This window comes from Variovorax paradoxus (genome assembly GCF_000834655.1).
GTDB classification, from domain to species: Bacteria; Pseudomonadota; Gammaproteobacteria; order Burkholderiales; family Burkholderiaceae_C; genus Variovorax; species Variovorax paradoxus_F.
The window spans coordinates 1-26,181 of record NZ_JXQQ01000021.1 but is presented as its reverse complement, the minus strand read 5'-3'; the positions used below and the strand labels follow the sequence as shown (position 1 = coordinate 26,181).

Genomic DNA, 26,181 nt, shown 5'->3' with positions numbered 1-26,181 from the left:
GCCACGGCCTCGCAAGGCCGGGGTTTTTTTGTGTCGCCAATCGTAACCGGGATGACCTACTGGCAATAGGGACTGTGCGTTTTTACTGTCGAATTGCTACACCGTCAGCCGGCGCTCTGCAGCGCCAACCCCGCGTGCTCCCGCAGCGGATGGAAGTGGATCTTCGGAAACCGCTCCTGCGCCAGCCGCACGTCGTAGGGCGAGGTGCACAGGAAGGCCAGCGTGTCGGCCGCGTCCTTGGCCATGCGCACCGGATAGGCGTTGACGAACTCGCGCAACTCGGCCGGAGTATCGGCCGTGATCCAGCGCGCGCCCGTGTACTGGCAGCCCTCGAGCCGCACGTCGGCGTCGTACTCGGCCTTCAGGCGGTGCTGTACCACTTCGAACTGCAACTGCCCAACCGCGCCCAGCAGCATCGGGCCGCCGACCTCGGGACGGAACACCTGGATCGCGCCCTCTTCGCCGAGTTGGGCCAGGCCCTGCTGCAGCTGCTTGGTGCGCAGCGGGTTCTTCAGAATCACCGTCATGAACAACTCGGGCGCGAAGAAGGGCAGACCGGTGAACTGCAGGCTCGCGCCGTCGGTGATGGTGTCGCCCAGCTGCACGCCGCCGTGCGTGGTGAAGCCCACGATGTCGCCCGCATAGGCTTCTTCGACGGCCTCGCGGCGCTGGCTCATGAAGGTCACGACGCTGGTGGGGCGCAGCTCCTTCGAGGTGCGCTGCACCTTGAGCTTCATGCCGGGCGTGTACTTGCCCGAGGCCATGCGCACGAAGGCGATGCGGTCGCGGTGGTTGGCGTCCATGTTGGCCTGTACCTTGAAGACCACGCCCGCGAAGTCCTTGTCCTCGGGCTGGATCTCTTTCACCACCGGCTGGCGGTTGACCATCGTGGTGCTGGTGCGCGACTGCGGCGACGGTGCGAGGTCGACCAGCGCATCGAGCACTTCCATCACGCCGAAGTTGTTCACGCCGGAGCCGAAGAATACGGGCGTCTGCTTGCCGGCGAGGAACGCCTCGCGGTCCCAGCTGGGCGAAGCGCCGGTGGCCAGCTCCATGCTGTCCATGGCGGATTCGAAATCGGCGCCGAAGCGCTTGGCCAGCGTTTCGCGGTCCGACAGCGGGATCGTCTCGAAGTCGTGCGGCAGCCGTTCGCTGCCCGACTCGAACACCGTCATCGTCTGCGTGCGCAGGTTCATGATCCCGCGGAAGCTCTTGCCCTGGCCCACGGGCCAGGTCATCGGCACGCAGGGCATGCCGAGCTCTCGCTCCACTTCGTCCAGGATGTCCAGCGGCTCGCGCACTTCCCGGTCCATCTTGTTGACGAAGGTGATGATGGGCGTGTCGCGCTGGCGGCAGACTTCGATGAGGCGGCGCGTCTGCGCTTCAACGCCGTTGGCGGCGTCGATCACCATCAGCGCCGAGTCGACGGCGGTGAGCACGCGGTAGGTGTCTTCCGAGAAGTCCTTGTGGCCGGGCGTGTCGAGCAGGTTGATCACGTGGTCGCGGTACAGCATCTGCATGACCGACGAAGCCACCGAGATGCCGCGCTGCTTTTCGATTTCCATCCAGTCGGAGGTCGCGTGGCGCGAGGCCTTGCGCGCCTTCACCGAGCCGGCGATCTGGATCGCGCCGGAGAAAAGCAGCAGCTTTTCGGTCAGCGTGGTCTTGCCGGCGTCAGGGTGGGAAATGATCGCGAAGGTGCGGCGGCGGCGGGTTTCGGCTACAAAAGACAAGGTGGGCAATCTGCGGGGGAATCACCCGATTTTAGAAGGACGACCCCAGCCACCCCCGCCGAGGTCGAATGCTCCTATCTCTCAGGTCAGTTCGCCAAGCCGATGTGCAACTGGCTCGCATCGCCGTTCGACAGCATCGCGGACACGAAGCGGCCGTCGTTGATTGCGAGGAGCGGCGTGCCGCCGGCGTCGGTACCGGTCATGACCGGCCCGTTGTTCGCCACGACTCCGAGCGTCAGTCCGAACGGCGCCGTCGTGCCATCGGCTCGCGGGCAGGTGCCCGCATAGTTCGATGGGCCGGTGACCAGTGCTGCGGCTCCCTACGTTTGCCACGACGAAGGGGCCGGCGATGCTTCAGGGTCGCAGGTGGTGACCGGGGGCAGCCTGCAGATCTTCGTCAGCTCGCCGTTCGGCCGATGACCACGCGTGCAGTGCTGGAAGACAGATAGCGGGGTGCGAGGGCTGCGGGCGTGCCGGCCATGATGAGGTCCTCTAACTGCCCGGCAGATCGGCCTGGCTCTTGACCAGGTTACGCACCGCGACGAAAAGGCTGGACCTGGTGCTGCGGCGTGGCGAGCGCGCTCACATAAAACGGGAATGCACCGACGATCGCGTCGTCAGTCACCCGGAACCGCGCCGTGTTCGCGACGCCTGCGATGCGCGGGCTGGCAAAGACATAGCTGCCGGGATCGGAGGGATCGGCACCGAACGTGCGCTGCTGGCCTGTTGGAAGGCTTCGTACATCTGGTACGTGCCGGCATCGAAGTCGAGCGTCAGCTTCGCCGGACCGCGTTGTGCGGAGTAAGCCTAATAGCTGCCGCTTCGCGAATCGACAGCGCCGTTGTCCTTGAACAGGCCGATCTGGATGTAGCCCTGTGTTCCGGGATTGCGCGCGCCGACGATCACCGCCAGCGTGCCGTTCTGGGTCGCGAAATACCTGTCCACGCCGCTGCCGTTGATCAGGCGGATGCCTTGGGGCATTCGGGGGTCGGCGTCGTTCACCGGCAGGGCAAGGGTGGTGGATGTTCCTGTTGCATCGAAGCTGGTACGCGACGTGGTCGCAGGCCCCATGAGATTTGTGCCCCAGCGGCCGTCCGAGGAACTGCCGACGTAGCGCGCCGTGGGCCAGGTGGTCACGTCGCGCAACGCGATGCGGAAGGGGCGCACGTCCGGGGCCGTGGAAGTGGCGCCTCCCAGCAGCGCGACGTTCTGTCCGCCGATACGTGCCATGCGAAAACCCAGCACGTCGGTGGGCGCGTTGACGTTGGTGCCGGTCCAGACGAAATCCGCCCCCGGCGTGATCGTGTAGACGCGCCGCGATCCGAGCGGGCAAGCCTCCGGCTGGTAGATCGCGCTGTCGAAGCACATCATCAACTGCGTGCCTTTGCCCGAGATGAGCATCGGAACGATCTGCGAGTCGGCGCTGCCGTCGCTGTTGAGGCTGATGCCCAGGCGGTTGTATTCGCCGTCGAGCTGTGCGGGGTCGGTCACGAAGGCGCGTGCCGCGATGAAGGCGGTGACTTGGTAGCTGACCGGGTTCGACCACGGCTTCTCGAACGGGAACGCGCCGACGATGGCGTCGGCGGCAATGCGAAAACGCGCCGTGTTCACCGCGCCGGTGATGCGGCTGCTCGCGAAGAGGTACGTGCCGGGCTCACCGGGGTCTTCCCCGAAGGTGCCGGACGTCGCCTGGCCCAGGTGGTCGGTCAGCGTGTAGCTCTTGGTGTCGAAGTTGACGCGGAGCTTTTGCCGCGTGCCGTTGGTCCCGTTCGCGGCATAGACGTAGTAAAGGCCGTTGCGCGCGTCCGCGGCGTTCAGGCGCGCAGCGATGGCTTGTGCGTCGAGGGCTGTGCTTGTTGCCGTCTGGGCCGTCAGCGACGGCGCTTCTTCATCGCCCGGTGCCTGGAGCGCCGGCGAACCTGAAACGGCAGGCCCGCCGATATCGGCAGCAGCCGGTGCGCCCATGCCGTTCCCGCCGCCACTTCCTCCACCCCCACCGCAAGCCGCGAGGCCCATGCACAAAACAACCGCGCTCCACAGCGCAGCAACTGTCGTCTTCATTGTTTTTTCTCCGATCCGCTCACCGGTGCCGTGCGCACCGACCACGCGCCCCCTCCGGGCACTGCGGGATCGTAGCCTCAGACGCTCATTTTTGGATGCTTTTGATTACAAAGGCTGAGCAATTGTTATCGCCGAAGGCCCTAAAAAGCCTCCGTCACCCCATACGCCCGCATCTGCGCCTCGAACTGCGCCACGTCGTTGCTCAGCACCACCAGGTCGTGCGCCTGGCCCTGCCGGTCCTTCACGTGCTTGCTCAAGAGCGCCTCGGGCCGGAAGCCCAGCGCCTGGAAGACGGCGATGGCGCCGCGCTGGTCGACCGTCATCTGCGCGACGATCTTTTCCTGCCCGCGTTCGACTGCCAGCGCACAGCCTTCCTGCGCGAGGTGCTGCCCGAGGCCGCTGCCGCGCAGCGCAGGCGTCACCAGCACGCGCAGCTCGGCCACGTGGCCCGACCACGAATGCGGGTCGCGAATCACCGCCGCGCAGCCGAGCACCGTGCTGCCGCGCACTGCAAGCACGCTGTCGATGTCGCCGCGCTCGATGGCGCGCACCCAGGCGCCCATCACCTTGGGCTCGGTGATATCGCGCGGCAGGAAGAGCAGGTCGTGCGCGGGCAGCGCCTTCGCGAAGGCCAGCACCGCGGGGGCGTCGTACGCGGTCATCAAGCGCAGCTCGATGTCGCCGTCGCTGTTCGCCACGGTGCGCGGGTAGTTGCGGGAGGAGGAGGCCAAGGTGATGGTCATGTCGATCGCACTCCAAGCCAGTCGTCGAGTTTGGGCCACAGCCGGCGCACCGCGTTGGCCCCCGCGGCGAGGCTGACGTGGCCGCCTTTCAGGACGACCTCTTCCTTGTCGGCCGAGCCGATGTTGGCGATGAGCGGCTGGCCGGCTTCATAAGGAACGATGTGGTCGTGCTGCGCGAGCGCGTGCAGCACCGGAACCTTGATGTTCTCCAGGCGCACCTTGCGCCCGCCGAGCACCAGCTCGCCACTGAAGAGCTTGTTGTCCCACATCAGTTCCTTGACGGTCTGGCGGAAGTACTCGCCGGCCAGCGGCAGCATCTCGGCGCCCCAGCGGTCGAACATGCGATAGGACTTCACGAATTCGTCGTTGGCCATGTTGTCCCACAGCTGCACCACACCGGCGCTGCGGCCCGCGGGGCGCAGCATGTCGAAGGAGGCGAACAGCATCTCGGGCGGCACGTTGCCAACGGTGTCGATGAGCCGGTCGACATCGAAATAACGCCGGTCCGACCACGCATGGAAAAGCTTCATGCGGCTGAAGTCGATCGGCGTGGTGAAGAGCGCGAGGTTCTTCATCGGCCCGTCCGGGTGCAGCGCCGCATAGAGCGTGGAGAGCACGCCGCCCATGCAGTAGCCGGCGATGGTGACGTCTTCCTCGCCCGAGTCTTCCTGCACGCGGCGGATGGAATCGGGAATGAAGTCGAGCACGTAGTCCTCGATGCGCAGGCGCTTCTCGTCGGCGCGCGGCGCGTTCCAGTCCATCACGTAGACGTCGTAGCCCTTCAGGAGCAGGTACTCGACCATGCTCTGCCCTGGCGCGAGGTCGAAGATGTAGGCGCGGTTGGTCGTCGCCATCACCATCAGCACCGGCACGCGGTAGATCTCGTCGACCTGCGGGCGGTAGTGGTAGAGGCTCAGCGTGCCGCGGCGGTGGATCTCGTCCTTGGGCGTCTGGCCGACCGCGGGCGTCGCGGATGTGAGGAAATCCAGGCCCTTGATGTTGCGCTGGATCGCGCGCTCGATCTCCGCGCCGATGTCGGGCAGGGCCAGAGCGTCGGCAGCGGGGTTCATCGCGCGCTGCGCTTTCCTGCGGGGCGCCTGGGTGTGGGCGCCGGTGCCGGGGCATTTGCGGTGGCCGCGGCCTGTGGCGGCTGTTTGGTGCGGCGCGGCCGGGGCGGCGCGTGCACCGCCGTGGAGGTTGCCGGGCTGCGCTCGCCCTCCATCGCGCGGCTGATGTGGGCCAGGTGATCGTCGATGCGCTGCAACTGCTCGCCGAGCGCCTGGATGTCCGCGCGCGTGGGCAGGTTCAGCATCGTGAGGTAGCGCGCCATCAGGTCGGCCAGCCCCTTCTGCGCGGTGAGCGATGCGTTCATGCCGCCGTGCATGCCCTGGCGGAACGGGTCCGAGGCCATGGTCTCGTTGGCGAATTCGTTGGTGCTTTTTTCCCACTGGGCGGTGAGCTCGCGCCACATGGCCATCGGGTCGAGGGGGGAGAACTTGTTCATGGACACAGGCCCCGTCGTCTGCCGGTCGTTCAATGGTCGCGGCGCTGCCCGGTGTGCGCGGCGATGGCGTCGATGATCTGCGGCCACATCGGAATCGGCAGCGCGTGGCCCATGCGCGGAATGCGCAAGAGCTTCGCACCCGCAATGGCATCGGCCACATCGACGCCGCAGGCCACCGGCACCAGCGGATCGGCGTCGCCGTGGATCACCAGCGTCGGCACCTGCACGTCGCGCAGCGCGGGCTTGCGGTTGCCGGACGCGAAAATTGCCGCCAGCTGGCGCGCCACCCCGCCCGGGTTGAGTCCGCGCAGATAAATCAGTTGCGCGCGTTCGGCATCGCGTGCCTCGTCGAGCGGAAAGTCGGGGCCGCGCAGCACATGCCAGATCTTCTTGTAGTGCGGCAGGTAGGCATCGAAGGAGAGCGGCGTCGGCGAAAACAGCACCGCCATCGCCTCGGGCGTGGGCGGCGGCAGCGCCGGATTGCCGGTCGTGGACATGATGCTGGTGAAGGAGCGCATGCGCTGCGGGTGGTGGATGGCCATCTCCTGCCCGATGGCGCCGCCCATCGAGGCGCCCACGATGTGCGCGCGATCGATGCCCAGCGCGTCGAGCAGGCCGATGCAGTCGGCCGCCATGTCGCGCAGCGTGTAGGGCACCGCGAGCGGCTTGCCCGCCATGGCCTGCAGCATCAGTGCCTGGATGTCCGGAATGCCCAGGTGCGGCAGGTGCGTCGAATGGCCGATGTCGCGGTTGTCGAAGCGGATCACGCGGTGGCCGCCCGCTTCGGCCAGGCGCGCGCAGAAGGCATCGTCCCAGGCAACCATCTGGGCACCGAGGCCCATGATCAAGAGGAGCGGCGGCGCGTCGGGGTCGCCGAAGCTGTCCCACGCGAGTTCGATGCCGTTGGCGCGGGTGCGCCGCTCGGTGCGGGGCGGAACGGCGGTCATCGCGCGCCTTTGGCTACTTGCGCTGCAGCAGCTTGGTCACTTCGTCCACGTTGGACTGGATGCGCTGGCGCACCACGTCGAACGCATCGGCCTGGGACTTGGCCGCGAGGTTGGCCAGTTCCTTGATGTCGTCGATGGCGCGCTGGAACGACTGGCGGCCGAGCTCGTCGAGCTTGGCGAGGTTGGCCTTGGCGTCGTTGCCGGGCATTTCCTTGGCGGCCGTCTGCCATTCGGTGATGGCGCTCTTGATCATTTCGGTCTGCCGCTGCACCACGGTCTGCAGACCCTGGTAGGACTTTTCGTTCGCCTGCATCAGCGCCTGAAGGTCCTTGCGGCCGCTCTCGAGCAGCTTGCCCGCGCCGCCGGTCAGGTTGAGCTCCTGCAGGCGATCGGTCATGCCCTTGAGGTTCTTCATCGGGTTGAGCATGTCGGCGGCGCTGGGAGCCGCCGTCCTGGCGCTGCTGCTGCTACTGCTGGCAGTGGTCTTCTTGGCGGCGGCTTTCTTGGCAGTGGCCATGGTGCGGTATCTCCTGTGTCGGGTGAACGGGTGAATGGCAAGGACCGGCCGGACGGCAAAAGTCCCTCGCCACGATACGCTGCACCGGCACGGCCAAGGTCCCCGCGACGACAAAAATGCCTGCGGGATTTCCCTTGGATACCTTGGATGTCGAAAGCCTGCGCCGGGACCTACTACATCGGCGGCGCGAAGCCGTTGCGACCGGCCGTCACGCGCAGCGCCGTCGGCGTGCCGTTCTTTTCCTGCGCATTGACCAGCACCTTGGCGCCGGGCACCAGGAGCGCCTCGGTGCCGGGGCGGAAGGTCACGACCGGCACGTCGGGCGGCACGATCACGGTCTTCTCGCCGCCCTTGTAGGTCAGGCGCAGCTGCTGACCGCCGTGCACCGACTTCGGTGCCGCGGCCAGGTCGGCGACGGTGGCATTGGTCATGGTGCTCTGCGGCAGCAGGTCCCAAGGGCGGTGGCCTTCGCCGGTGCCGCGCGCGGCCTCGGGGAACACCACGACTTCGAGCGCCTTCTGCGAGCCGTCGGCCTGCGGCATGGCGGCGGTGCCGATGAAGCTGCCCTTCTTGATGTCGGCCAGCTTGATGCGGTAGACCTCCGACAGCTGCATATCGGCCGGGCGCGCGAGGCTGACGACTTCGCCGCCGCGGTCCTGGACGACGAGCGTCTTGGCGTCGACGCGGACGATGGTGCCGCGGATGCGGACTTGTTCGGAAGCGGCCTGGGCCGATGCGGCAAGAGGCGCGGCAGCGGCGGCGATGACAAGTGCGGCCGAGGCCAGCAGGTTCAGGGGAAGTCTGGAGGGCATGGAGGAGCGTCTTGGTGTTGTGGTGCGGATCAATGTACGCCTCGCAAGCCAAACGCGCTTCCCGTCATGTGGGATACCCCAGCGGTTGGCTCGGCCGGGCACCCCGTCTACAATCCGCCGTTCCGAGGAGCGTTGCAGCGCCATCAAGGCGTGAGGCTCGGACCACATCGCAACCACGCTCACCCGCTGTTCTCGCGGTGAGTTCCTTTTCCGTCAGACCTCCCGTACGCAGTGGCATCTTTAAAACCAGTTTTGGAGTTCTCATGAGCGCTGTTCTCAAGCCCACCCCTGTTTCGACCGCCGACCAAGCGATTGCCGACCTGTCCCTCGCCGCCTGGGGCCGCAAGGAAATCCGCATTGCGGAAACCGAGATGCCCGGCCTGATGGCCATCCGCGAGGAGTTCTCGAAGGGCCAGGCGCTCAAGGGCGCGCGCATCACGGGCTCGCTGCACATGACCATCCAGACGGCCGTGCTGATCGAGACGCTGCAGGCCCTGGGCGCCGAAGTGCGCTGGGCCTCGTGCAACATCTTCTCCACACAAGACCACGCCGCCGCCGCCATTGCGGAAAAAGGCACGCCGGTGTTCGCCATCAAGGGCGAGTCGCTGAAGGACTACTGGGACTACACCCACGCCATCTTCGACTTCGGCCCCAAGGGCTCGAAGGGCGAAGGCCCCAACATGATCCTGGACGACGGCGGCGACGCCACGCTGCTGATGCACCTGGGCCAACGCGCCGAGAAGGATCAGAGCGTGCTGGCCAACCCGACCAGCGAAGAAGAACGCATCCTGTACGCCGCGATCAAGGCCAAGCTGGCAGTCGATTCGACCTGGTACACCCGCAAGTCGGCCGAGATCATCGGCGTGACCGAAGAGACGACCACCGGCGTGCATCGCCTGAATGAGATGAGCGCCAAGGGCACGCTGCTGTTCCGCGCCATCAATGTGAACGACTCGGTCACCAAGAGCAAGTTCGACAACCTGTACGGCTGCCGCGAATCGCTGGTGGACGGCATCAAGCGCGCGACCGACGTGATGATCGCGGGCAAGGTCGCTTGCGTGGCCGGCTATGGCGACGTGGGCAAGGGCTCGGCCCAGGCACTGCGCGCACTGAGCGCCCAGGTGTGGGTGACTGAAATCGACCCGATCAACGCCCTGCAGGCCGCGATGGAAGGCTACAAGGTCGTGACGATGGAATACGCCGCCGACAAGGCCGACATCTTCGTGACGACCACCGGCAACAAGGACGTCATCACGCACGACACGATGGCCAAGATGAAGGACCAGGCCATCGTCTGCAACATCGGCCACTTCGACAACGAGATCGACGTCGCGTCGATCGAGAAGTACGAGTGGGAAGAGATCAAGCCGCAGGTCGACCACATCACCTTCCCCGACGGCAAGAAGATCATCCTGCTGGCCAAGGGCCGCCTGGTGAACCTGGGCTGCGGCACGGGCCACCCGAGCTTCGTGATGTCGTCGTCGTTCGCGAACCAGACCATCGCGCAGATCGAACTCTTCACCAAGCCCGACGCCTACCAGGCCGGCAAGGTCTACGTGCTGCCCAAGCACCTGGACGAGAAGGTCGCACGCCTGCACCTGAAGAAGGTCGGCGCCATGCTGACCGAGCTGACCGACGCGCAGGCCGCCTACATCGGCGTGGACAAGAACGGCCCGTACAAGCCGGACACGTACCGCTACTAAAGCGTCCATGCGCGCTGACCAACTGCTGGTGGAACGCGGCCTCGCCGCGTCGCGTTCGCAGGCCGTGCGGCTCATCGCCGGCGGCATGCGCTGGCGCGATGCGGGCACGAGCGACGCATGGCGCTCGGTCGCCAAGAACAAGGACGAAGTGCCTGAATCCGCCGAGCTCGAACTCGACGATGCCGCCGAGGCGCGCTACGTCTCGCGCGGCGGACTCAAGCTCGAGGGCGCGCTCGCGGTGAGCGGCATCGACCCTGCCGGGAAACTGTGCCTCGATGTGGGCCAGTCGACCGGTGGGTTCACCGATTGCCTGCTGCAACGCGGCGCGGCGAAGGTCGTGGGCGTCGACGTCGGCCATGGGCAGCTGCATGCGAAGTTGCGCGAGGACGAGCGCGTCGTCGCCATCGAAGGCGTCAATGCGCGGGCCTTGTCGCCCGACGATCTGCAGGAGGAAGGCGAAGAGCCCTCCGACCTGCGTTTCGACCTGATCGTCGGCGACCTGTCGTTCATTTCGCTCACGCTGGTGCTGCCGGCGGTCGTCGAATTCCTGGCCGACGACGGCCATCTCCTGATGCTGGTCAAGCCGCAGTTCGAACTGCAGCCCGGCCAGGTCGGCAAGGGCGGCATCGTGCGCGACGCGGCGATGTACGAGATCGTCGAAAAGCGCCTGCACGATGCGTGCGCGGCGCTCGAACTGCGCGTGCTGCAGTGGTTCGACAGCCCGATCGCCGGCGGCGACGGCAACCGCGAGTTTTTCATTCACGCCGTGCGCGCGTCCGGCGCGAACGGCTCCTAAGGAGACGCAGGTGCGCCTTCCGCTGAGTTTCGAATTCTTTCCGACCAAGACGCCCGAAGGCGCGGTCAAGCTGCGCGCGGTGCGCCAGCAGCTGTACGTGCGCAAGCCCCAGTTCTGCTCGGTCACCTACGGTGCCGGCGGCTCCACGCACCAGGGCACCTTCGGCGCGGTGCAGGAGATCCTTGGCGAGGGCGTCGATGCCGCCAGTCATTTCTCTTGCATCGGCGCGACCAAGGCCACGGTGCGGGAGCAACTGGCCGAGCTCAAGGCCATGGGCGTCAAGCGCCTGGTGGCGTTGCGCGGCGACCTGCCGAGCGGCTACGGCATCGGCGGGGAGTTTCACTACGCGAGCGACCTCGTGGCCTTCATCCGCGAAGAGACGGGCCGCGACTTCCACATCGAGGTGGCCTGCTATCCCGAGGTGCATCCCCAGGCGCGCTCGCCCGAGGCCGACCTGCAGGCTTTTGCCGCCAAGGTGAAAGCGGGGGCCGACTCGGCCATCACGCAGTATTTCTTTAGCCCCGAGGCCTACTTCCGCTTCGTCGACGACGTGCGCAAGCTCGGCATCGACACGCCGATCGTGCCGGGCATCATGCCCATCACGAGCTCGACGCAGCTCATGCGCTTCTCGGACGCCTGCGGCGCCGAGATCCCGCGCTGGATCCGCCTGCGCCTGCAGGGCTTCGGCGACGACACGGCCTCGATCAAGGCCTTCGGCCTGGACGTGGTGACCGACCTCTGTGCGCGCCTTTGCGACGGCGGCGCACCCGCGATCCACTTCTACACGATGAACCAGTCGGCGGCGACGCTGGCTGTGCTGGAGCGCCTCGATTGAGAGGGGGCGCTGCAGGTTCGTCGCTGCGCGCGGGGCTTCGCCTCGCGATCGTCGCCGCCACCTGCGTGCTCGCGGGCTGCGCCATGCCGCCCGCCACCGAAGGCGGCACCGACCCGGGTGCCGCAGCGGGCTCGCGCCTGCGGCCGCTCTCTAAGGGGCTGGCGGTTCCGCCGGGGGCTTCTGCGCGGTCGGACGTGCCCTCGGTGCGCTACGACCTCGCGGTGTCCGGCACCGGCGAACTGACCCCAGACGACGGCGTGCCCGGTGAAGACGGCCCGCGCGAGATCTTCGAGCGCGGCGGCGCGTCCTGGTACGGCATCCAGTTCCACCAGCGCAAGACGGCGAACGGCGAGCGCTTCGACATGGGCGCCCTGACGGCCGCCCACAAGACCCTGCCGTTCGGAACGCGCGTTTGCGTGCGCAGCCTGGTCAACGGCAGCGAAGTGCTGGTGCGCATCAACGACCGCGGCCCGTATGCGCAGGGCCGCGTCATCGACCTGAGCCGGGCCGCAGCCGACCGCATCGGCCTGACGGGGCTCGGGATCAAGCAGGTCGCGCTGTCGGTCGTCGGCGCTTCGGGCATGCGCTGCGGCGGTGTCGCCGTTGAACCGGGCGAGGCGGCGGCGCCTGTGGCGCCGGGCGGCGATCGCGCCAAGGCCGCAGTGCCGGCACGGCGCAAGGTGATCGTGCCGCCGCGGCGTCGCCGCTGAAACGCTGAACGGGCGGATCAGCCGCCGCTGTCGAGCGAGAAGGTCGCGTTGCGGTCCTGCGCCAGCTTTTCGGCCAGTTGCGGCAGCGCCGCCGCGAGCAGCGGCTTCAGGGTGTAGGGCGGGTTGATCAGGAACATGCCGCTGGCCGGCAGTCCGGGCCGCTTGGTCTCGCCTGTCGGCGTGGCCGTCAGCTTGCTCGACTTGACCGTCAGCGTGGCATGCAGCCACGGCTTTCCGGCCTTGGTCGCCATGGTCTTGAGCCGGCGAGGCAGGTCGTGCGCCTCGGGCCTCGGAATGATCGGATACCAGACGGCATACGTGCCCGTGGCAAAGCGCTTGAGCGCCTCGGCCGCGAAGTCGAGCACGCGGGCGTAGTCGCTCTTGATCTCGTAGCTCGGGTCCATCAGCACCAGCGCGCGGCGGGACGGCGGCGGCAGGAACTTGGTGGCGCTGCCGAAGCCGTCTTCGCGCAGCACGGCGATCTGTCGGCCGGCTTCCAACTGGGCGATGTTGGCGTCGAGGGTGCGGGCGTCGGTCGGATGGAGCTCGAACAGCTTGAGCTTGTCGTGGTCGCGCAGCAGGTGCTGCACGATGAATGGCGAGCCGGGGTAGACGCGGGCGCCGCCCTTGGGGTTGAAGTCGCCGATCACGCTGAGGTAGCGGGCTATTGCATCGGCCAGCGGGGCTTCGGCTTCCGGGGCCACTTTCTTGGCCGCCGATTTCGCAGCAGGTCCGGGTGCGGCGGGCTCCTTGGAAGGGGCAGGAGGGGCAAGCAGGCGCAGGATGCCGTTGGCCGCTTCGCCGCTGGTGTCGGCGTAATCGCCGTCGAGGCGATAGAGGCCCGCGCCGGCGTGGGTGTCGACGACCGTGAGGGCTGCCTCTTTTTCAAGCAGGTGGTCGAGCGTGGCAATCAGCACCGTGTGCTTGAGCACGTCGGCGTGGTTGCCGGCATGGAAGGCGTGGCGGTAACTGAACATGAGGGATTTCCGAGATAGGTGGCAGATGCGCAACAGCCTCTTCAGTGAAGCCGCAGTAACATCAAATTACAAAAACTGGAGGGAAACAGGATGCGTCCGTCGAACTGGAGATTTTGGGGCCTCGCGGCCACGATGGGAATTTTGTCGGTCCTGGGCGGTTGCGCCGCCGTCAGCCAGGGGCTCGATCAGCCGATGCGCGTCGACGTCGTGTCGCAGAACGGGGAGATCATTCCCGATGCGCGATGCAGGGCCGTCAACGACAAGGCCAAGGTGAGGATGCGGTCGGGCCGGGTCGTCGGCGTGCGTCGCTCGCGGGCCGATCTGGTGATCCAGTGCTCCGTCGACGGGCAAGGCGTGGCGACCGGGCAGGCGATCTCGCGTCCCAACATCGGTTTCCTGGGCAATTTCGTCGTGGCCGGTGGCGTGATCGGTGCGGCGGTCGACGACAGCGCCGGCACCGCCTACACGTACCCGACCTGGATCCAGATGGTCATCGGCGAAGACCGCCTGTACGACCGCAGTGGGCACCGTGACGAAAGCCTGGACACCGGCACGCTGGTTCGCAAGATCGACACCGGGGTTGCCGTGGCACGCCCGGTGGCTGTGCCGGTCCGCTAAACCGCAGCGGCAGGCCCCGCACAAGCCCGGCGACTGTGGAAATTGGCCAGATCGGCCAATTCTTCATATAATCGCGGGCTTCGCAGCGTTTTTGTGGCCCCGCGGCGAAGGCATTCGACCCGTCTTGCGGGGCGAATGAAACCCCACCTAAGAGATTCCCGTCAGAGGAACGCCGACCGTGGAAAAGGGCTCGCCAAACCCTCTTTTCAAGAGAAAAACTCATGACCAAAACGTTCAGCGCCAAGCCCGCTGACGTGACGCACGAGTGGTTTGTGATTGACGCGACCGACAAGGTCCTCGGACGAGTAGCCAGCGAAGTTGCTCTCCGTTTGCGCGGCAAACACAAGGCCATTTACACGCCTCACGTCGATACCGGTGATTTCATCGTCATCATCAACGCCGCGCAACTGCGCGTCACCGGCGCCAAGTCGATCGACAAGGTGTACTACCGTCACTCGGGCTATCCCGGCGGTATCACGGCGACGAACTTCCGCGACATGCAATCCAAGCACCCGGGCCGCGCCCTGGAAAAGGCTGTCAAGGGCATGCTGCCCAAGGGTCCGCTCGGATACGCGATGATCAAGAAACTCAAGGTGTACGGTGGTGCAGAGCACCCGCATACCGCCCAACAGCCCAAAGTGCTGGAACTGTAAGGAGCCTTGAGAATGATTGGTGAATGGAACAATGGCACCGGCCGTCGCAAATCCAGCGTCGCCCGTGTGTTTCTGAAAAAAGGCACCGGCAAGATCACGGTCAACGGCAAGGACATCCAAGAGTTCTTCGGCCGCGAAACCTCGATCATGATTGCCAAGCAGCCCCTGGCGCTGACCAACAACCTCGAAGCTTTCGACGTGATGGTCAACGTGAACGGTGGCGGCGAATCGGGTCAAGCCGGCGCAACGCGCCACGGCATCACCCGTGCGCTGATCGACTACGACGCGACGCTCAAGCCCGTGCTGAGCCAAGCCGGCTTCGTGACGCGCGATGCGCGTGAAGTCGAACGTAAGAAGGTCGGTCTGCACTCCGCCCGTCGCCGCAAGCAGTTCAGTAAGCGCTGATCCTGTTCGTTGCGAACAAAGCCGCCTTCGGGCGGCTTTTTCATTGCCAGTACTTGGCGGCGAGGCATCCGACCCCACTTGCGTTGGGGTGCACGCCACAGTCAGCCTGCCTGAAATGCGGCATTGCAGTAGCATTCGTTCCCTTGGCCGCAATGTTCGGCCACCCCCAAGGAGTTACCCCTCATGAGCGCCGTAGCCGAAAACATCCAGACCCAGATGCCCGAGCCGATCGTCTTCACCGACAGCGCGGCAGCCAAGGTGGCCGACCTGATCGCCGAAGAAGGCAACCCCGAGCTGAAGCTGCGCGTGTTCGTGCAGGGCGGCGGGTGCTCCGGGTTCCAGTACGGTTTCACCTTCGATGAAATCACCAACGAAGACGACACCACCATGACCAAGAACGGCGTGTCGTTGTTGATCGATGCCATGAGCTACCAATACCTGGTCGGCGCCGAGATCGACTACAAGGAAGACCTGCAAGGCGCCCAGTTCGTGATCAAGAACCCGAACGCCACCAGCACCTGCGGCTGCGGATCGAGCTTCTCGGCCTGATGCCTGGATGCCGCTGACAAGGCCCCACCAAGAAAGCCGCCTCCGGGCGGCTTTTTGCTGCCCGTCGTTTTCCGCTTTCCTTCCTCTCTCATGACGTCCGAAGCCGCAACTGCCGTCGATCCCTCCCGCAAGAGCCTGCTGTGGCTCGTGGCCGTCGGCTTCTTCATGCAGACGCTGGACGCCACCATCATCAACACCGCGCTGCCGGCCATGGCCGCGAGCCTGAACGTCAGCCCTCTGCGCATGCAGTCGGTGGTGGTGGCCTATGCGCTCACGATGGCGATGCTGATCCCCGCCTCGGGCTGGATTGCCGACCGCTTCGGCACGCGGCGCATCTTCTTCGCGGCCATCGTGCTGTTTGCCGCCGGCTCGGTGCTCTGCGCGCTCTCGCAGGGGCTGGGGCAACTCGTGGCCGCGCGGGTGGTGCAGGGCCTGGGCGGCGCGTTGCTGCTCCCCGTGGGGCGCCTGGCGCTGCTGCGCACGGTGCCGCGCGGCGAATTCCTGCAGGCGATGAGTTTCGTCGCGATCCCGGGGCTCATCGGCCCCTTGCTGGGCCCCACGCTGGGCGGCTGGCTGGTGCAGTACGCGTCCTGGCACTGGATCTTCCTGATCAACGTGCCGGTGGGGCTCGCGGGCTGTATCGCCACGCTCAAGTACATGCCGGACCTGCGCGGCGCCATCCAGAAGCGGTTCGACAGCGTGGGCTACGCCATGCTGGCCTTCGGCATGGTGGCGATTTCGCTGGCACTCGATGGCGTGTCCGAACTCGGCCTGCGCCAGGGCGGCGTGATGGTCGTGCTGATCTTCGGCTTCGCCAGCGTGGTGGCCTACTGGCTGCGCGCCGCACGAACGCCCGAGCCCCTGTTCGCGCCCTCGCTGTTCGGTGTGCCAACGCTCAGCATCGGGCTGATCGGCAACCTCTTCTCGCGCCTGGGCAGCAGCTGCATGCCCTTTCTCGTGCCGCTGCTGCTGCAGGTGTCAATGGGCTACTCGCCGGTGCGGGCTGGTCTGATGATGCTGCCGATCGCCCTCGCGGGCATGGCCATGAAGCGCTTTGCCACGCCGCTGATCACGCGCCACGGCTATCGCAAGGTGCTGGTGGTCAACACGGTGCTGGTGGGCTGCACGATGGCCAGCTTCGGCCTGACGGCGCCCGGCCAGCCCATGGCGCTGCATGTGCTGCAACTGCTGGCTTTCGGAGCGGTCAACTCCCTGCAGTTCACCGCGATGAACACGATCACGCTGAAGGATTTGGACGGCAGCATGGCCAGCAGCGGCAACAGCCTGCTGTCGATGGTGCAGATGCTGGCTATGAGCCTCGGCGTAGCGGCCGCCGGGGCCGTGCTGGCAGGCTACAACGGGATCTTCGGTACCGAGACGGCAGCGCACACGCTCGACGCCTTCCAGGCCACTTTTGCGAGCATGGGGTTGATCACGGTGGCATCTGCGCTGATCTTCTGGCATCTGCCCGCAGAAGTGCGCGCGGCGCAACCTGCGCAGCCGGAGGTTTCAGGCCAGGGTTAGGCTCACGCTGGGTAGATCGCGCCCAGCACCCTTGCCCCACGTGCGCCCGTCACGCTGGCCAAATTGCCTGCATCGCGCCTCACAGTGCAACGCGCTAGCCAGGCAAAGGCTGCAGCCTCGACTTGCTGCGGTGGCAGGCCTTGGTCGGTCGACGCTACCACCTGAACGCCAGGAAGCAGCGTGCGCAGGCGCGCAAGCAGGTGGTCGTTCAGCGCGCCACCACCGCAAACGATCAGCAGGTTGCTATCTTTTCCATAGCTGAGAAGGTCGGCGGCACAGGTGCTTGCCGTCAATTCCGCGAGCGTCGCCTGCACATCGGCCGGTGCCATGGCGGTGGTGCCGAGGTGCGAAGCCAGCCAAGTCGGGTTGAACAGGTCGCGCCCCGTGCTTTTCGGCGGCGCCTTGGCGAAATACGGATCGGCCTGCAGCTGCGCGAGCAGCTGGGGCAGCACCTGCCCGCTGGCCGCCCACTGGCCGCCGCGGTCGAAGGGCTGGCCCTGGTAGGTCTGGCACCAGTGATCCATCAGCGCATTGCCGGGGCCGCAGTCGAAGCCCCGCACGATGGCGCCGTCGGGCGCGTTGGTGGCGGGGAGCAGGCTCAGGTTGGAGATGCCGCCGATGTTCAGCACCGCGACGGTTTCGTCGGCGCGCGCGAACAGGGCGCGGTGAAATGCCGGCACCAGCGGCGCGCCCTGGCCGCCGGCGGCGAGGTCGCGGCTGCGAAAGTCGCCGACCACGTCGATGCCGGTCAGTTCGGCCAGCAGCGAGGGGTTGTTGATCTGCAGGGTGTAGCCGACATCGTCGAATTCGAGCGGCCGGTGGCGCACCGTCTGTCCGTGCGCGCCGATGGCCGTGATCGCACCGGCGTCGATGCCGCTGTCCGCCAGCAACTGGTGAACGACGCCGGCATAGGCCCGGGCAAGCCCGTTGCCGGCCAGCGCCGCGCGATGCAGCTCGTTCTCGCCGCGGGTGTTGAGCGCCATGAGTTCCGCGCGCAACGTCACGGGAAACTCGGCGGTGGCGTAGGCCTTCACCGCAATCCGGCCGTCTGAAAAATCGGCGAGCACACCGTCGACGCCGTCGAGCGATGTGCCTGACATCAGGCCGATGAAAAACTCGGCAGCCATCTCCGGATCGGGCCTAGAGAAGAGGCTGATGCGCGAGCGTCTTCAGTCCGCGCTGGCCTGGATGACCGAGAACGCGGCCGCCAGCTCGGTGCGGGCGCCAACCGCGATCCGCTCGAACGCCGGACGCAGGGCCGCGGTGATCGGGGCGCCGCCTTCTTGCGCGATGGTGGCCGGGTCCTGGTAGACGCCGCCCACGCGGAATTCGAAGTGCAGGTGCGGGCCCGTGGCCCAACCCGTGGAGCCCACGGCGCCGATCGCCTGGCCCTGGCTCACGCTCTGGCCGGCCTTCACGTCGATGCGGCTCAGGTGCGCATACGCCGTTTGCTGGTTGTTGCGGTGCGTGATGATGACGATGTTGCCGTAGCCGCTTTGCGTGCCCGCGAAATCGACCGTGCCGTCGCCGACCGTGCGCACCGAGGTGCCGGTGGGCGCTGCGTAGTCGATGCCGTTGTGCTGGCGCCAGCTGTTCAGGATCGGATGCATGCGCATCGCGAAACCGCTGGATACGCGCGAGAACTCGACCGGCGTCGCCAGGTAGGCCTTGCGCAGGCTGTCGCCGTTCGGGCGGTAGTAGCTGCCCTTCTGGCCCGCGCCCGGAGGCTGGAACCAGACGGCCTGGTGGATCTTGCCGTTGTTCTCGAACTCGGCCGAGAGCACGCGGCCGCTGCGCAGCGCTTGTCCGTCGGCTTCGAAGGTCTCGTAGACCACGGCGAAGCGGTCGCCCTTGCGCAGGGCCCGCACGTCGACGTCGCCCGCGAAGATGTCCGCCAGCTGGCTCGCCACCGCATCGGGAATGCGCGAGTCGTCGGTGGCTGCGAACAGCGAGGTACGGATGGTGCCGCTTGCCAGGCGGGTGCCCGGCGTCAGCGTGTCGCGCTCGGTGAGGGCGACGAAGCCGACCGGCGTGCGTTCGATGACGAAGCGCTTGAAGCCGCCGTCGCCGTCGGGAATCCAGCGGGCGCTCAGTTTCTTGAGCTGGTTTTCCTGCGTGGCTTCGGCCGTGATGGTGCGGCCGGCGCGGGCGAACAGCGCATTGCGAGCGTCGCTGCTGCCGCGCACGAAGGCGGTGGCTGCGGGGTCGGAAATGCCCAGGCGCTTCAGCAGTGCTTCGGCCGTGTCGCTCGAGCGGGTGATGTCGGTGCGAAACAGCGTGAAGCTGAAGCTCTCGAGCGAAGCCGTCTGGTCTGCGAAAGACTGGGGCGTCGTGGCCTCGAGAATCTGGTGGACCGGAAGGTCGGAAGCGTCAGGACCCAGCGAGGCCACCGCGAGGGTGCCAGCGCTCAGCATGGCCGCGGCGATGAGCGCCGTGATCTGCTTGGGGTAGGTTCGGAACGTATAGGCCACGCGAGAAGCAAGGAGCTCCTCGGCAGCAAGAATGCCGTTGATCAATCTATGAATTCCAGCTCAGGTTCTGCAAATCCGTGCTGCAAGGCCCAGTACGTTCGGGGCGGCAGGAGACGGTGCGGAAAAAGCGCCGCTTAGAATTCGGCGCTTGAAAAGTCGGGCTGAGTATAGCTTCGGCATCCAAAAAGTCAGCTAAAAAAGCCCATGAACGCCGAATCTGTTACATCCACCAGCCTCTCGAATAGTGTAGGACGTGCGCTCGAAATATCCCTCCGGGGGGCTGACGAGCTGCTGCCGCAGGACGAGTGGGTGCGCAAGCTCCAGCGCTCCGAGGCCACCGGGAAACCGCTTCGCATCAAGCTCGGGCTCGATCCGACCGCGCCGGACATTCACATCGGCCACACGGTGGTGCTCAACAAGATGCGCCAGCTCCAGGACCTCGGGCACCGGGTGATCTTCCTGATCGGCGACTTCACCAGCACGATCGGCGACCCTTCCGGGCGGAACAACACCCGTCCGCCCCTCACCCGGGAGCAGATCGAGGCCAACGCCCAGACTTATTACAAGCAGGCCAGCCTCGTGCTGGACCCCGAGAAGACCGAGATCCGCTACAACTCCGAATGGAGCGACCCCTTGGGCGCCCGCGGAATGATCCAGCTGGCGGCCAAGTACACCGTCGCCCGGATGATGGAGCGCGACGACTTCAACAAGCGCTTCAAGGCCGGCCAGTCGATCTCGGTGCACGAATTCCTCTACCCGCTGATGCAGGGCTACGACTCGGTGGCGCTCAAGAGCGACCTCGAACTGGGCGGAACCGACCAGAAATTCAACCTGCTCGTCGGCCGTCATCTCCAGCAGGAGTACGGCCAAGAACCGCAGTGCATACTCACTATGCCGCTGCTGGAAGGGCTCGATGGCGTCGAAAAGATGTCCAAGAGCAAGAACAACTACATCGGCATCAGCGAAGACGCCAACACCATGTTCGCCAAGGTGCTGTCGATTTCCGACGACCTGATGTGGCGCTGGTACACGCTGCTGAGCTTCCAGTCGCTGGAGCAGATCGAGGCGCTGAAGGCCGAAATCGTCGGCGGCCGCAATCCGAAGGATGCGAAGGTCGCGCTGGCCAAGGAAATCACCGCGCGCTTCCACAGCGCAGCGGCGGCCGAGACCGCGGAGCAGGACTTCATCAACCGCAGCAAGGGCGGCGTGCCGGACGAGATTCCCGAGGTGTCGCTGGGTGGCGCGCCGCTGGGAATTGCCCAGTTGCTCAAGCAGGCGAACCTGGCCTCCTCAGCGTCGGAGGGCAGTCGCCTGATCGATGGCGGCGGTGTCCGGGTCGATTCTGTCGTGATCAGCGACAAGACACTGAAGCTTCCTGCAGGCACCTACGTCGTGCAGGTGGGGCGGCGCAAGTTCGCCCGCGTGACCCTGAACTAACCCCAAAAGAAAAGGCCCCTCGGGGCCTTCTGCTTCGATTACCGGACTTCGATGGTGACGCGCCGGTTGCGCGGCTCGTCCACCTCGTCGGCGGTCGGCACGGCCAGGTCGCGCTCGCCGCGGCCCACGGCCTCGACGCGGTTGGCCGGAAAGCTGCGCTCGACGAACAACTGAACCACTTCCTGCGCCCGGCGGCGCGACAACTGGTCGTTCGATTCGCCGCTGCCCTTGGTGTCGGTGTGGCCCGTCACCACGATGTCGCCGCCGCTGCGCGCCAAAGCCGCGGCCAGCGCCTCGGTCATGATCTGTTGCGACGCGGGGGTCAGCGTGGTGCCGCCGACCTCGAAGAACACCGTGTAACGCTGCGGCAGCGGCGGGCGCATGTCGAACAGCGGCTTGTTTTCTGCCTGGACCTTGGCGGAATCGGCCTGATCGACCACCGGCGCCCCGCTGGCGCCGACCGCGGCTGTCGCGCGCTGGTACGGCTTGGAGAGCACTTCTTCCCCGTCCTTGGCGCGCACCACGACGGCAGACGGCTTGTCGTCGGCTTGCGGAAGCAGCACCACCCGCGTGCCCGGTGTCGAGCAGGCGGAGAGCAGGACGGCGATCAGGGATGTGGCAAGAAGGAGAGGGCGGCGCGACGGGGTCCTCGTCATCATGGCTGCCCGTCGGTTTGTACGATGAAGTCGGTGCCGCGAATGCCGATGGTGGCAGTCTGCGTCTCGACCCGAACTGCGTCGGGGTTCGTCTTGCCGATCAGTCCGGTGATCATGCGCATCGAACCGCGCAGCAGCGAGACCAGGAGGCCGCCGTCGCGCGTGGTGGAGTCGAAGTGGAATTCCTTCAGGTCCATGCGCGAGGAGGGCCCGACCACCAGGGTCGTGTCGTCGCGCAGGACCACGGCAGCCGAGGAATCGGGGCCGGTCACGATGCGGTCTACCGACCCCAGCGCGTCGCCGGCGGCAGCGGGGCGTGCGGTGCCGGCGGCGCTGAGCAACTGCACGTTGCCGCGCACCGATTTCACGAAGCCGGCCTGGAGTTCGGCGACGGGTGCGACCGGCGCGGCCGGCGGGGTTTGGGCCTGGGCCATCATGGTGGTGCCCAACAGGGCGAGGCCGCCCAGAACGTTCAAGAGGTTTTTCATCATCCGACTCTCTGCGAAGAATGTTTCGCAATGGTCACAAGTATTAGGCCTTAGGCGTTACATATGGACACCGGGTTGATAATTCAGCGTCATCTTGCGGTGTTTTGCCGCTTTTTGCGTCGTCTTTTGTCGATTCGCCGCCCCGATTGCCCATGACGCTCACTCCCAAAACACTGCTTCGCGTCTCCGTGGCCGTGGCCCTGGTCACCATCGTGCTCAAGGGGCTGGCCGGCTACCTGACCAATTCGATGGGCCTGATCTCCGACGCGATGGAGTCGTTCGTGAATCTTGCCAGTGCCATGTTCGCCTTGGCAATGGTGACGATCGCCGAGCGCCCGGCCGACGAAGACCACCCCTACGGCCATCACAAGGCCGAGTACTTCTCCTCCGGCTTCGAGGGCATTCTCATCGTCGGCGCCGCGATGGCGATCCTGTGGGTGTCGGTGCAGCGGTTGCTGTCGCCCCAACCCCTGGAGCAACTGGGCTGGGGTCTGGCGCTGTCGGTCCTCAGCTCTGGCCTCAACGCGGGGCTGGCGGTGATGCTGTTCCGCGCCGCGCGCACCCACCGCTCCATCGCGCTGGAGGCCGACGGCCGCCACCTGATGACCGACGTGTGGACCTCCGCTGCCGTGGTGATCGGCATCGTCGGCGTGCATTTCAGCGGCTGGCTCTGGCTCGATCCTCTCTTGGCCATCGGCGTGGCGCTCAACATCGTGCGCGAGGGCGTCAAGCTGGTGTGGCGCTCGTCGCAGGGCCTGATGGACGAAGCCCTCGACGCCGACACGCTCGCCACGGTGCGCGCCACGCTCGACGCCTTCGCGGCGCGCCAGCCCGACGGCAGCCGGCTGCGCTTCGACGACATGGTGACGCGCGGCGCCGGCCAGCGGCGCTTTGCCGACCTGCACATGCACGTGCCGGGCGAATGGACCCTGCAGCATGCCGCCGCCCTGCGCGACGAACTCGAACTGTCCCTGATGGACGCCGTGCCCGGCCTTCGCGTCACCATCCAGTTGCTGCCGCTGACCATGGAAGCACGCGCCACCCAGATCGTGGAAGAACAAGCCCACCCATGAAAGCCATCCTCCAGCGCGTTGCGAACGCCCGCGTCGACATCTCCGGCCAGACCGTCGGCGCCATCGATGCCGGCCTCTTGATCCTTTTGTGCGCGGAACGCGGCGATGTCGATGCGCTCGCCGACCGCATGCTCGCCAAGATCCTCAAGCTGCGCATCTTTTCGGACGAGGCCGGCAAGATGAACCGCAGCGTGCAGGACATCGGCGGCGGGCTGCTCGTGGTGAGCCAGTTCACGCTGGCGGCCGACGTGAGCGGCGGCAACCGCCCCAGCTTCACGCTCGCGGCGCCGCCCGACGAGGGCCGCCGGCTCTACGAATACTTCGTGGCGCAGGCGCGCGCCGCGCATCCGGTGGTGGAGACCGGCGAATTCGGCGCCGACATGCAGGTGCACCTCGTCAACGACGGACCGGTGACGATCCCGCTGCAGATGTCCGCGTAGCAGCGGCTACTTGCCGTAGGGATTGCGGATGCCCAGTTCCGCCAGGATCTGGATCTCGTACGCCTCCATCTCGTCGGCGTCGGCCTCGCTGGTCTCGTGGTCCCATCCCTGTGCGTGCAGCGTGCCGTGCACCAGCAGGTGCGCGTAATGCGCGGCCAGCGTCTTGCGCTGCTCCTTGGCCTCGCGCGCGACCACCGGTGCGCACAGCACCAGGTCGGCCGTGGCGACGGGGCTTTGCGCGTAGTCGAAGGTCAGCACGTTGGTAGCGTAGTCCTTGCCGCGGAACTCGCGGTTCAGGCGCTGGCCCTCGTCGGCGTCGACGATGCGCACGGTGATCTCGCCATCGATGTCCAGCGCATGGCGGATGCAGCGCGCGACCGTGTGGCGCGGCAGCGCGGCGCGGTGCCGCTCCACGCCCTTGAAGCGCCCGAACTGCAGCGAAAGGGAAAGTGCCGGAAGCGCCATCTCAATGCGCGCTGGTGCGCTTGCGTTGCCCGTCGTACGCGTCGACGATCTTGGCCACCAGCGGATGCCGCACCACGTCGGCACTCGTGAAGTGCGTGATCGCGATGCCGCTCACGCGCCGGAGCACGCGCTCGGCGTCGATCAGGCCACTGAGCTGCTGCTTGGGCAGGTCGATCTGGCTCACGTCGCCGGTCACCACCGCCTTCGCGCCGAAGCCGATGCGCGTGAGGAACATCTTCATCTGCTCGACCGTCGTGTTCTGCGCTTCGTCGAGGATCACGAACGCGTTGTTCAGCGTGCGCCCGCGCATGAAGGCCAGCGGCGCGATCTCCAGTGCATTGCGCTCGAACGCCTTCTGCACCTTCTCGTAGCCCATGAGGTCGTAGAGCGCGTCGTACAGCGGACGCAGGTAAGGATCGACCTTCTGCGTGAGGTCGCCCGGTAAAAAGCCAAGCCGCTCGCCCGCTTCCACGGCCGGCCGCGTGAGCACGATGCGCTGCACCGCCGCGCGCTCCAGCGCATCGACCGCGCAGGCCACCGCAAGATACGTCTTGCCGGTGCCCGCCGGGCCGATGCCGAAAGTGATGTCGTGCTTGGCGATGTTGTCCAGGTACAGCGCCTGCGTCGGCGTGCGCGCGCGCAGGTCGGCGCGGCGTGTGACAAGCATGGCCGCGTCCTCGTCGCTCATCGACCCGTCGCCGGCCAGCGTGAGCTGCACCACGGCCGGATCGATCGGGCGCTGGGCGATTTCGTACAGCGCCTGCAGCACGTCCATCGCGCGCTGGGCCGGGGCCTTGGGGCCGTCGACCTTGAACTGTTCGTGGCGGTGCGCGATCTTCACGCCCAGCGCCTCCTCGATGCGGCGCAGGTGCGCGTCCAGAGGGCCGCACAGGTGTCCGAGACGCGAGTTGTTCGGTGGGGTAAAGGTGTGTCGCAGAATCACGCGGTATCCATTTCCATCTATTTGGCAGCCCTATGCAAGACCAGCCATGCTCGAAAAAACGCAATCCAAAGCGGGGAACACCGCGGAACCGGCTGTGCCGGGCCGCCGGTGTTGCCCCCTCGAGGGGGGAAGCGGCTACACGAAGTGAGCAAGCAACGGGGGTGGGCCAATGATAGGCAAACTCACCGGCATCCTGGCCGAGCGCAACCCACCGCAGGTGGTGGTGGACTGCAATGGCGTCGGTTACGAGGTCGATGTGCCGATGAGCACGTTCTACAACCTGCCCGCGACCGGCGAGCGCGTTTCGCTGCTCACGCACTTCGTGGTGCGCGAGGACGCGCAGATTCTCTACGGTTTCGGCACCGCCGAGGAGCGCGCGGCTTTCCGCCAGCTCATCAAGATCACCGGCGTGGGCCCGCGCACCGCGCTCGGGCTGCTCTCGGGCATGAGCGTGGGCGAGCTGTCGCAGGCCATCACCACGCAGGAGCTCGGCCGGCTCGTGAAGATCCCGGGCATCGGCAAGAAGACCGCCGAGCGGCTGCTGCTGGAGCTCAAGGGCAAGCTGGGCGCCGACATCGGCCTGCCCGCGCACGCGGCCTCCGACGCCCAGGCCGACATCCTGCAGGCGCTGATCGCGCTGGGCTACAGCGACAAGGAAGCGGCGCTCGCGCTCAAGGCACTGCCGAAGGATTCGACGGTGAGCGATGGCATCAAGCTGGCGCTGAAGGCCTTGGCGAAGTAGCCCGCGCCATGCGACCCGCGAAGCGACGCACGAGCCACTGGCACCAGCTGCCGCCGCAGCAGCAGACGCTCAATACGGGTGCCCTTGTCAGCGTGGCCGCGTTCCTGCTGGCTTATGGCGTCGGTGGCGTGATACACGGGCATCTCGCGACTTTTCCGGGGTCGGGTCTCGGCACCCTGCATGGCACCACAGCGCTGCTCGCGGCACTGGCGAGCCTGGCGCTGGCGGCAGCGTTGTTCAGCCACCTCGGCGACCGCTACTCGCGCACCCAACGCGGCCCGGGCCTTCATCGATTTCGCCGCGCTTGCTATCGCCTGGGCGGCGGGTTGGCGGTAGGCGCGTTCGTCGCGTTGCTGCTCGAAGTGGCGGGCGCGCTGCC

General features: G+C 66.5%; 29 protein-coding genes and 1 riboswitch. Of the genes, 14 read left to right on the top strand and 15 right to left on the bottom strand.

Features of this window, described 5'->3' with window-relative positions; translation table 11 throughout:
- Positions 1-104 precede the first annotated feature (104 nt).
- The 8 genes from RT97_RS10215 to RT97_RS10180 form a co-directional block, all read right to left on the bottom strand.
- A complete protein-coding gene (locus RT97_RS10215) occupies positions 105-1,733 on the bottom strand; it encodes a peptide chain release factor 3 (protein WP_042578674.1) in 1,629 nt (542 codons plus the stop codon).
- A gap of 807 nt (positions 1,734-2,540) precedes the next feature.
- Positions 2,541-3,794 (bottom strand): hypothetical protein, encoded by a 1,254-nt coding sequence (locus tag RT97_RS10210; protein ID WP_155403776.1) that lies wholly within the window; start codon positions 3,792-3,794, stop codon positions 2,541-2,543.
- Positions 3,795-3,934: 140 nt separating this feature from the next.
- Positions 3,935-4,537 carry a GNAT family N-acetyltransferase gene (locus tag RT97_RS10205; RefSeq protein ID WP_042578672.1) on the bottom strand — a complete coding sequence of 201 codons (603 nt, stop codon included), beginning with the start codon at positions 4,535-4,537 and terminating at the stop codon, positions 3,935-3,937.
- The gene (locus tag RT97_RS10200; RefSeq protein ID WP_042578671.1) at positions 4,534-5,607 is read right to left on the bottom strand and encodes an alpha/beta fold hydrolase; all 1,074 of its coding nucleotides are present in this window, start codon (positions 5,605-5,607) and stop codon (positions 4,534-4,536) included. The genes RT97_RS10205 and RT97_RS10200 overlap by 4 nt, the downstream gene beginning before the upstream one ends.
- Positions 5,604-6,041, bottom strand: coding sequence for a hypothetical protein (locus RT97_RS10195; RefSeq protein WP_042578670.1), 438 nt, complete (start codon positions 6,039-6,041; stop codon positions 5,604-5,606). Before RT97_RS10195 ends, RT97_RS10200 begins: the two co-directional genes overlap by 4 nt.
- A 29-nt stretch (positions 6,042-6,070) precedes the next feature.
- Positions 6,071-6,988 (bottom strand): alpha/beta fold hydrolase, encoded by a 918-nt coding sequence (locus RT97_RS10190; RefSeq protein WP_042578669.1) that lies wholly within the window; start codon positions 6,986-6,988, stop codon positions 6,071-6,073.
- A gap of 13 nt (positions 6,989-7,001) precedes the next feature.
- Positions 7,002-7,505: a TIGR01841 family phasin gene (phaP, locus tag RT97_RS10185; protein WP_042578668.1), complete on the bottom strand. Its 504-nt coding sequence runs from the start codon at positions 7,503-7,505 to the stop codon at positions 7,002-7,004.
- 173 nt (positions 7,506-7,678) lie between these two features.
- Positions 7,679-8,317, bottom strand: a complete 639-nt coding sequence (locus RT97_RS10180) for a hypothetical protein (protein ID WP_042578667.1) — start codon at positions 8,315-8,317, stop codon at positions 7,679-7,681.
- A gap of 118 nt (positions 8,318-8,435) precedes the next feature.
- Positions 8,436-8,505: riboswitch (S-adenosyl-L-homocysteine riboswitch) on the top strand.
- 75 nt (positions 8,506-8,580) lie between these two features.
- Here RT97_RS10180 and ahcY point away from each other — a divergent pair.
- The 4 genes from ahcY (at position 8,581) to RT97_RS10160 (ending at position 12,361) form a co-directional block, all read left to right on the top strand.
- On the top strand, positions 8,581-10,020 hold the full coding sequence (ahcY, locus tag RT97_RS10175; protein ID WP_042578666.1) for an adenosylhomocysteinase: 1,440 nt from the start codon (positions 8,581-8,583) through the stop codon (positions 10,018-10,020).
- Between the two features lie 7 nt (positions 10,021-10,027).
- Positions 10,028-10,816 carry a TlyA family RNA methyltransferase gene (locus tag RT97_RS10170; RefSeq protein ID WP_042578665.1) on the top strand — a complete coding sequence of 263 codons (789 nt, stop codon included), beginning with the start codon at positions 10,028-10,030 and terminating at the stop codon, positions 10,814-10,816.
- A 10-nt stretch (positions 10,817-10,826) separates the two neighbouring features.
- On the top strand, positions 10,827-11,651 hold the full coding sequence (gene metF, locus RT97_RS10165; protein ID WP_042578664.1) for a methylenetetrahydrofolate reductase [NAD(P)H]: 825 nt from the start codon (positions 10,827-10,829) through the stop codon (positions 11,649-11,651).
- A gap of 83 nt (positions 11,652-11,734) precedes the next feature.
- The gene (locus tag RT97_RS10160) at positions 11,735-12,361 is read left to right on the top strand and encodes a septal ring lytic transglycosylase RlpA family protein (RefSeq protein WP_042578705.1); all 627 of its coding nucleotides are present in this window, start codon (positions 11,735-11,737) and stop codon (positions 12,359-12,361) included.
- A gap of 17 nt (positions 12,362-12,378) precedes the next feature.
- Here the strand turns inward: RT97_RS10160 and RT97_RS10155 are convergent, their stop codons facing one another.
- Positions 12,379-13,338 (bottom strand): 23S rRNA (adenine(2030)-N(6))-methyltransferase RlmJ, encoded by a 960-nt coding sequence (locus RT97_RS10155; protein WP_042578663.1) that lies wholly within the window; start codon positions 13,336-13,338, stop codon positions 12,379-12,381.
- A gap of 90 nt (positions 13,339-13,428) precedes the next feature.
- Here RT97_RS10155 and RT97_RS10150 point away from each other — a divergent pair, with 90 nt between their 5' ends.
- The 5 genes from RT97_RS10150 to mdtD all read left to right on the top strand — a co-directional run bounded on the left by RT97_RS10150 (position 13,429) and on the right by mdtD (position 17,087).
- Positions 13,429-13,956: a hypothetical protein gene (locus RT97_RS10150; protein WP_155403775.1), complete on the top strand. Its 528-nt coding sequence runs from the start codon at positions 13,429-13,431 to the stop codon at positions 13,954-13,956.
- A gap of 221 nt (positions 13,957-14,177) precedes the next feature.
- Positions 14,178-14,609 carry a 50S ribosomal protein L13 gene (gene rplM, locus RT97_RS10145; RefSeq protein ID WP_028259766.1) on the top strand — a complete coding sequence of 144 codons (432 nt, stop codon included), beginning with the start codon at positions 14,178-14,180 and terminating at the stop codon, positions 14,607-14,609.
- A gap of 12 nt (positions 14,610-14,621) precedes the next feature.
- On the top strand, positions 14,622-15,014 hold the full coding sequence (gene rpsI, locus RT97_RS10140; RefSeq protein WP_007827948.1) for a 30S ribosomal protein S9: 393 nt from the start codon (positions 14,622-14,624) through the stop codon (positions 15,012-15,014).
- A 183-nt stretch (positions 15,015-15,197) separates the two neighbouring features.
- The gene (gene erpA / locus RT97_RS10135; RefSeq protein ID WP_013543663.1) at positions 15,198-15,563 is read left to right on the top strand and encodes an iron-sulfur cluster insertion protein ErpA; all 366 of its coding nucleotides are present in this window, start codon (positions 15,198-15,200) and stop codon (positions 15,561-15,563) included.
- A gap of 90 nt (positions 15,564-15,653) precedes the next feature.
- Positions 15,654-17,087: a multidrug transporter subunit MdtD gene (gene mdtD, locus RT97_RS10130; protein WP_042578704.1), complete on the top strand. Its 1,434-nt coding sequence runs from the start codon at positions 15,654-15,656 to the stop codon at positions 17,085-17,087.
- A gap of 2 nt (positions 17,088-17,089) precedes the next feature.
- On the opposite strand, the gene RT97_RS10125 is transcribed toward mdtD, so the two are convergent.
- Positions 17,090-18,214: an anhydro-N-acetylmuramic acid kinase gene (locus RT97_RS10125; protein WP_042578661.1), complete on the bottom strand. Its 1,125-nt coding sequence runs from the start codon at positions 18,212-18,214 to the stop codon at positions 17,090-17,092.
- A gap of 42 nt (positions 18,215-18,256) precedes the next feature.
- On the bottom strand, positions 18,257-19,603 hold the full coding sequence (locus tag RT97_RS10120) for a M23 family metallopeptidase (RefSeq protein ID WP_042578660.1): 1,347 nt from the start codon (positions 19,601-19,603) through the stop codon (positions 18,257-18,259).
- Positions 19,604-19,762: 159 nt separating this feature from the next.
- Here RT97_RS10120 and tyrS point away from each other — a divergent pair, with 159 nt between their 5' ends.
- The gene (tyrS, locus tag RT97_RS10115; RefSeq protein WP_042578659.1) at positions 19,763-20,995 is read left to right on the top strand and encodes a tyrosine--tRNA ligase; all 1,233 of its coding nucleotides are present in this window, start codon (positions 19,763-19,765) and stop codon (positions 20,993-20,995) included.
- Between the two features lie 38 nt (positions 20,996-21,033).
- Here the strand turns inward: tyrS and RT97_RS10110 are convergent, their stop codons facing one another.
- Positions 21,034-21,651, bottom strand: a complete 618-nt coding sequence (locus tag RT97_RS10110) for an OmpA family protein (protein ID WP_042578658.1) — start codon at positions 21,649-21,651, stop codon at positions 21,034-21,036.
- Positions 21,651-22,139: a FecR family protein gene (locus tag RT97_RS10105; protein WP_253278202.1), complete on the bottom strand. Its 489-nt coding sequence runs from the start codon at positions 22,137-22,139 to the stop codon at positions 21,651-21,653. The genes RT97_RS10110 and RT97_RS10105 overlap by 1 nt, the downstream gene beginning before the upstream one ends.
- A gap of 152 nt (positions 22,140-22,291) precedes the next feature.
- Here RT97_RS10105 and RT97_RS10100 point away from each other — a divergent pair, with 152 nt between their 5' ends.
- Together RT97_RS10100 and dtd are read left to right on the top strand one after the other, a co-directional pair.
- Positions 22,292-23,212, top strand: coding sequence for a cation diffusion facilitator family transporter (locus RT97_RS10100; protein ID WP_042578656.1), 921 nt, complete (start codon positions 22,292-22,294; stop codon positions 23,210-23,212).
- A complete protein-coding gene (gene dtd, locus RT97_RS10095) occupies positions 23,209-23,652 on the top strand; it encodes a D-aminoacyl-tRNA deacylase (protein WP_042578655.1) in 444 nt (147 codons plus the stop codon). Before RT97_RS10100 ends, dtd begins: the two co-directional genes overlap by 4 nt.
- A gap of 6 nt (positions 23,653-23,658) precedes the next feature.
- On the opposite strand, the gene ybeY is transcribed toward dtd, so the two are convergent.
- Positions 23,659-24,117 (bottom strand): rRNA maturation RNase YbeY, encoded by a 459-nt coding sequence (ybeY, locus tag RT97_RS10090; RefSeq protein WP_042578654.1) that lies wholly within the window; start codon positions 24,115-24,117, stop codon positions 23,659-23,661.
- Between the two features lies 1 nt (position 24,118).
- Positions 24,119-25,060: a PhoH family protein gene (locus RT97_RS10085; RefSeq protein ID WP_042578653.1), complete on the bottom strand. Its 942-nt coding sequence runs from the start codon at positions 25,058-25,060 to the stop codon at positions 24,119-24,121.
- A gap of 169 nt (positions 25,061-25,229) precedes the next feature.
- On the opposite strand from RT97_RS10085, the gene ruvA reads away from it, so the two are divergent.
- Both ruvA and RT97_RS10075 read left to right on the top strand, forming a co-directional pair.
- On the top strand, positions 25,230-25,802 hold the full coding sequence (gene ruvA / locus RT97_RS10080; RefSeq protein WP_042578652.1) for a Holliday junction branch migration protein RuvA: 573 nt from the start codon (positions 25,230-25,232) through the stop codon (positions 25,800-25,802).
- 8 nt (positions 25,803-25,810) lie between these two features.
- Positions 25,811-26,181, top strand: a 371-nt coding sequence (locus RT97_RS10075; RefSeq protein WP_042578651.1) for a hypothetical protein, incomplete at its 3' end; no start/stop codon positions are given.

Bases quoted from the DNA above. Each gene is read 5' to 3' on its own strand.
- RT97_RS10210 (WP_155403776.1), bottom strand. From the start codon at position 3,794: ATGAAGACGACAGTTGCTGCGCTGTGGAGCGCGGTTGTTTTGTGCATG.
- RT97_RS10205 (WP_042578672.1), bottom strand. From the start codon at position 4,537: ATGACCATCACCTTGGCCTCCTCCTCCCGCAACTACCCGCGCACCGTG.
- RT97_RS10200 (WP_042578671.1), bottom strand. From the start codon at position 5,607: ATGAACCCCGCTGCCGACGCTCTGGCCCTGCCCGACATCGGCGCGGAG.
- RT97_RS10195 (WP_042578670.1), bottom strand. From the start codon at position 6,041: ATGAACAAGTTCTCCCCCCTCGACCCGATGGCCATGTGGCGCGAGCTC.
- RT97_RS10190 (WP_042578669.1), bottom strand. From the start codon at position 6,988: ATGACCGCCGTTCCGCCCCGCACCGAGCGGCGCACCCGCGCCAACGGC.
- phaP (WP_042578668.1), bottom strand. From the start codon at position 7,505: ATGGCCACTGCCAAGAAAGCCGCCGCCAAGAAGACCACTGCCAGCAGT.
- RT97_RS10180 (WP_042578667.1), bottom strand. From the start codon at position 8,317: ATGCCCTCCAGACTTCCCCTGAACCTGCTGGCCTCGGCCGCACTTGTC.
- ahcY (WP_042578666.1), top strand. From the start codon at position 8,581: ATGAGCGCTGTTCTCAAGCCCACCCCTGTTTCGACCGCCGACCAAGCG.
- RT97_RS10170 (WP_042578665.1), top strand. From the start codon at position 10,028: ATGCGCGCTGACCAACTGCTGGTGGAACGCGGCCTCGCCGCGTCGCGT.
- RT97_RS10160 (WP_042578705.1), top strand. From the start codon at position 11,735: ATGCCGCCCGCCACCGAAGGCGGCACCGACCCGGGTGCCGCAGCGGGC.
- RT97_RS10155 (WP_042578663.1), bottom strand. From the start codon at position 13,338: ATGTTCAGTTACCGCCACGCCTTCCATGCCGGCAACCACGCCGACGTG.
- RT97_RS10150 (WP_155403775.1), top strand. From the start codon at position 13,429: ATGCGTCCGTCGAACTGGAGATTTTGGGGCCTCGCGGCCACGATGGGA.
- rplM (WP_028259766.1), top strand. From the start codon at position 14,178: ATGACCAAAACGTTCAGCGCCAAGCCCGCTGACGTGACGCACGAGTGG.
- rpsI (WP_007827948.1), top strand. From the start codon at position 14,622: ATGATTGGTGAATGGAACAATGGCACCGGCCGTCGCAAATCCAGCGTC.
- erpA (WP_013543663.1), top strand. From the start codon at position 15,198: ATGAGCGCCGTAGCCGAAAACATCCAGACCCAGATGCCCGAGCCGATC.
- mdtD (WP_042578704.1), top strand. From the start codon at position 15,654: ATGACGTCCGAAGCCGCAACTGCCGTCGATCCCTCCCGCAAGAGCCTG.
- RT97_RS10125 (WP_042578661.1), bottom strand. From the start codon at position 18,214: ATGGCTGCCGAGTTTTTCATCGGCCTGATGTCAGGCACATCGCTCGAC.
- tyrS (WP_042578659.1), top strand. From the start codon at position 19,763: ATGAACGCCGAATCTGTTACATCCACCAGCCTCTCGAATAGTGTAGGA.
- RT97_RS10110 (WP_042578658.1), bottom strand. From the start codon at position 21,651: ATGACGAGGACCCCGTCGCGCCGCCCTCTCCTTCTTGCCACATCCCTG.
- RT97_RS10105 (WP_253278202.1), bottom strand. From the start codon at position 22,139: ATGAAAAACCTCTTGAACGTTCTGGGCGGCCTCGCCCTGTTGGGCACC.
- RT97_RS10100 (WP_042578656.1), top strand. From the start codon at position 22,292: ATGACGCTCACTCCCAAAACACTGCTTCGCGTCTCCGTGGCCGTGGCC.
- dtd (WP_042578655.1), top strand. From the start codon at position 23,209: ATGAAAGCCATCCTCCAGCGCGTTGCGAACGCCCGCGTCGACATCTCC.
- ybeY (WP_042578654.1), bottom strand. From the start codon at position 24,117: ATGGCGCTTCCGGCACTTTCCCTTTCGCTGCAGTTCGGGCGCTTCAAG.
- ruvA (WP_042578652.1), top strand. From the start codon at position 25,230: ATGATAGGCAAACTCACCGGCATCCTGGCCGAGCGCAACCCACCGCAG.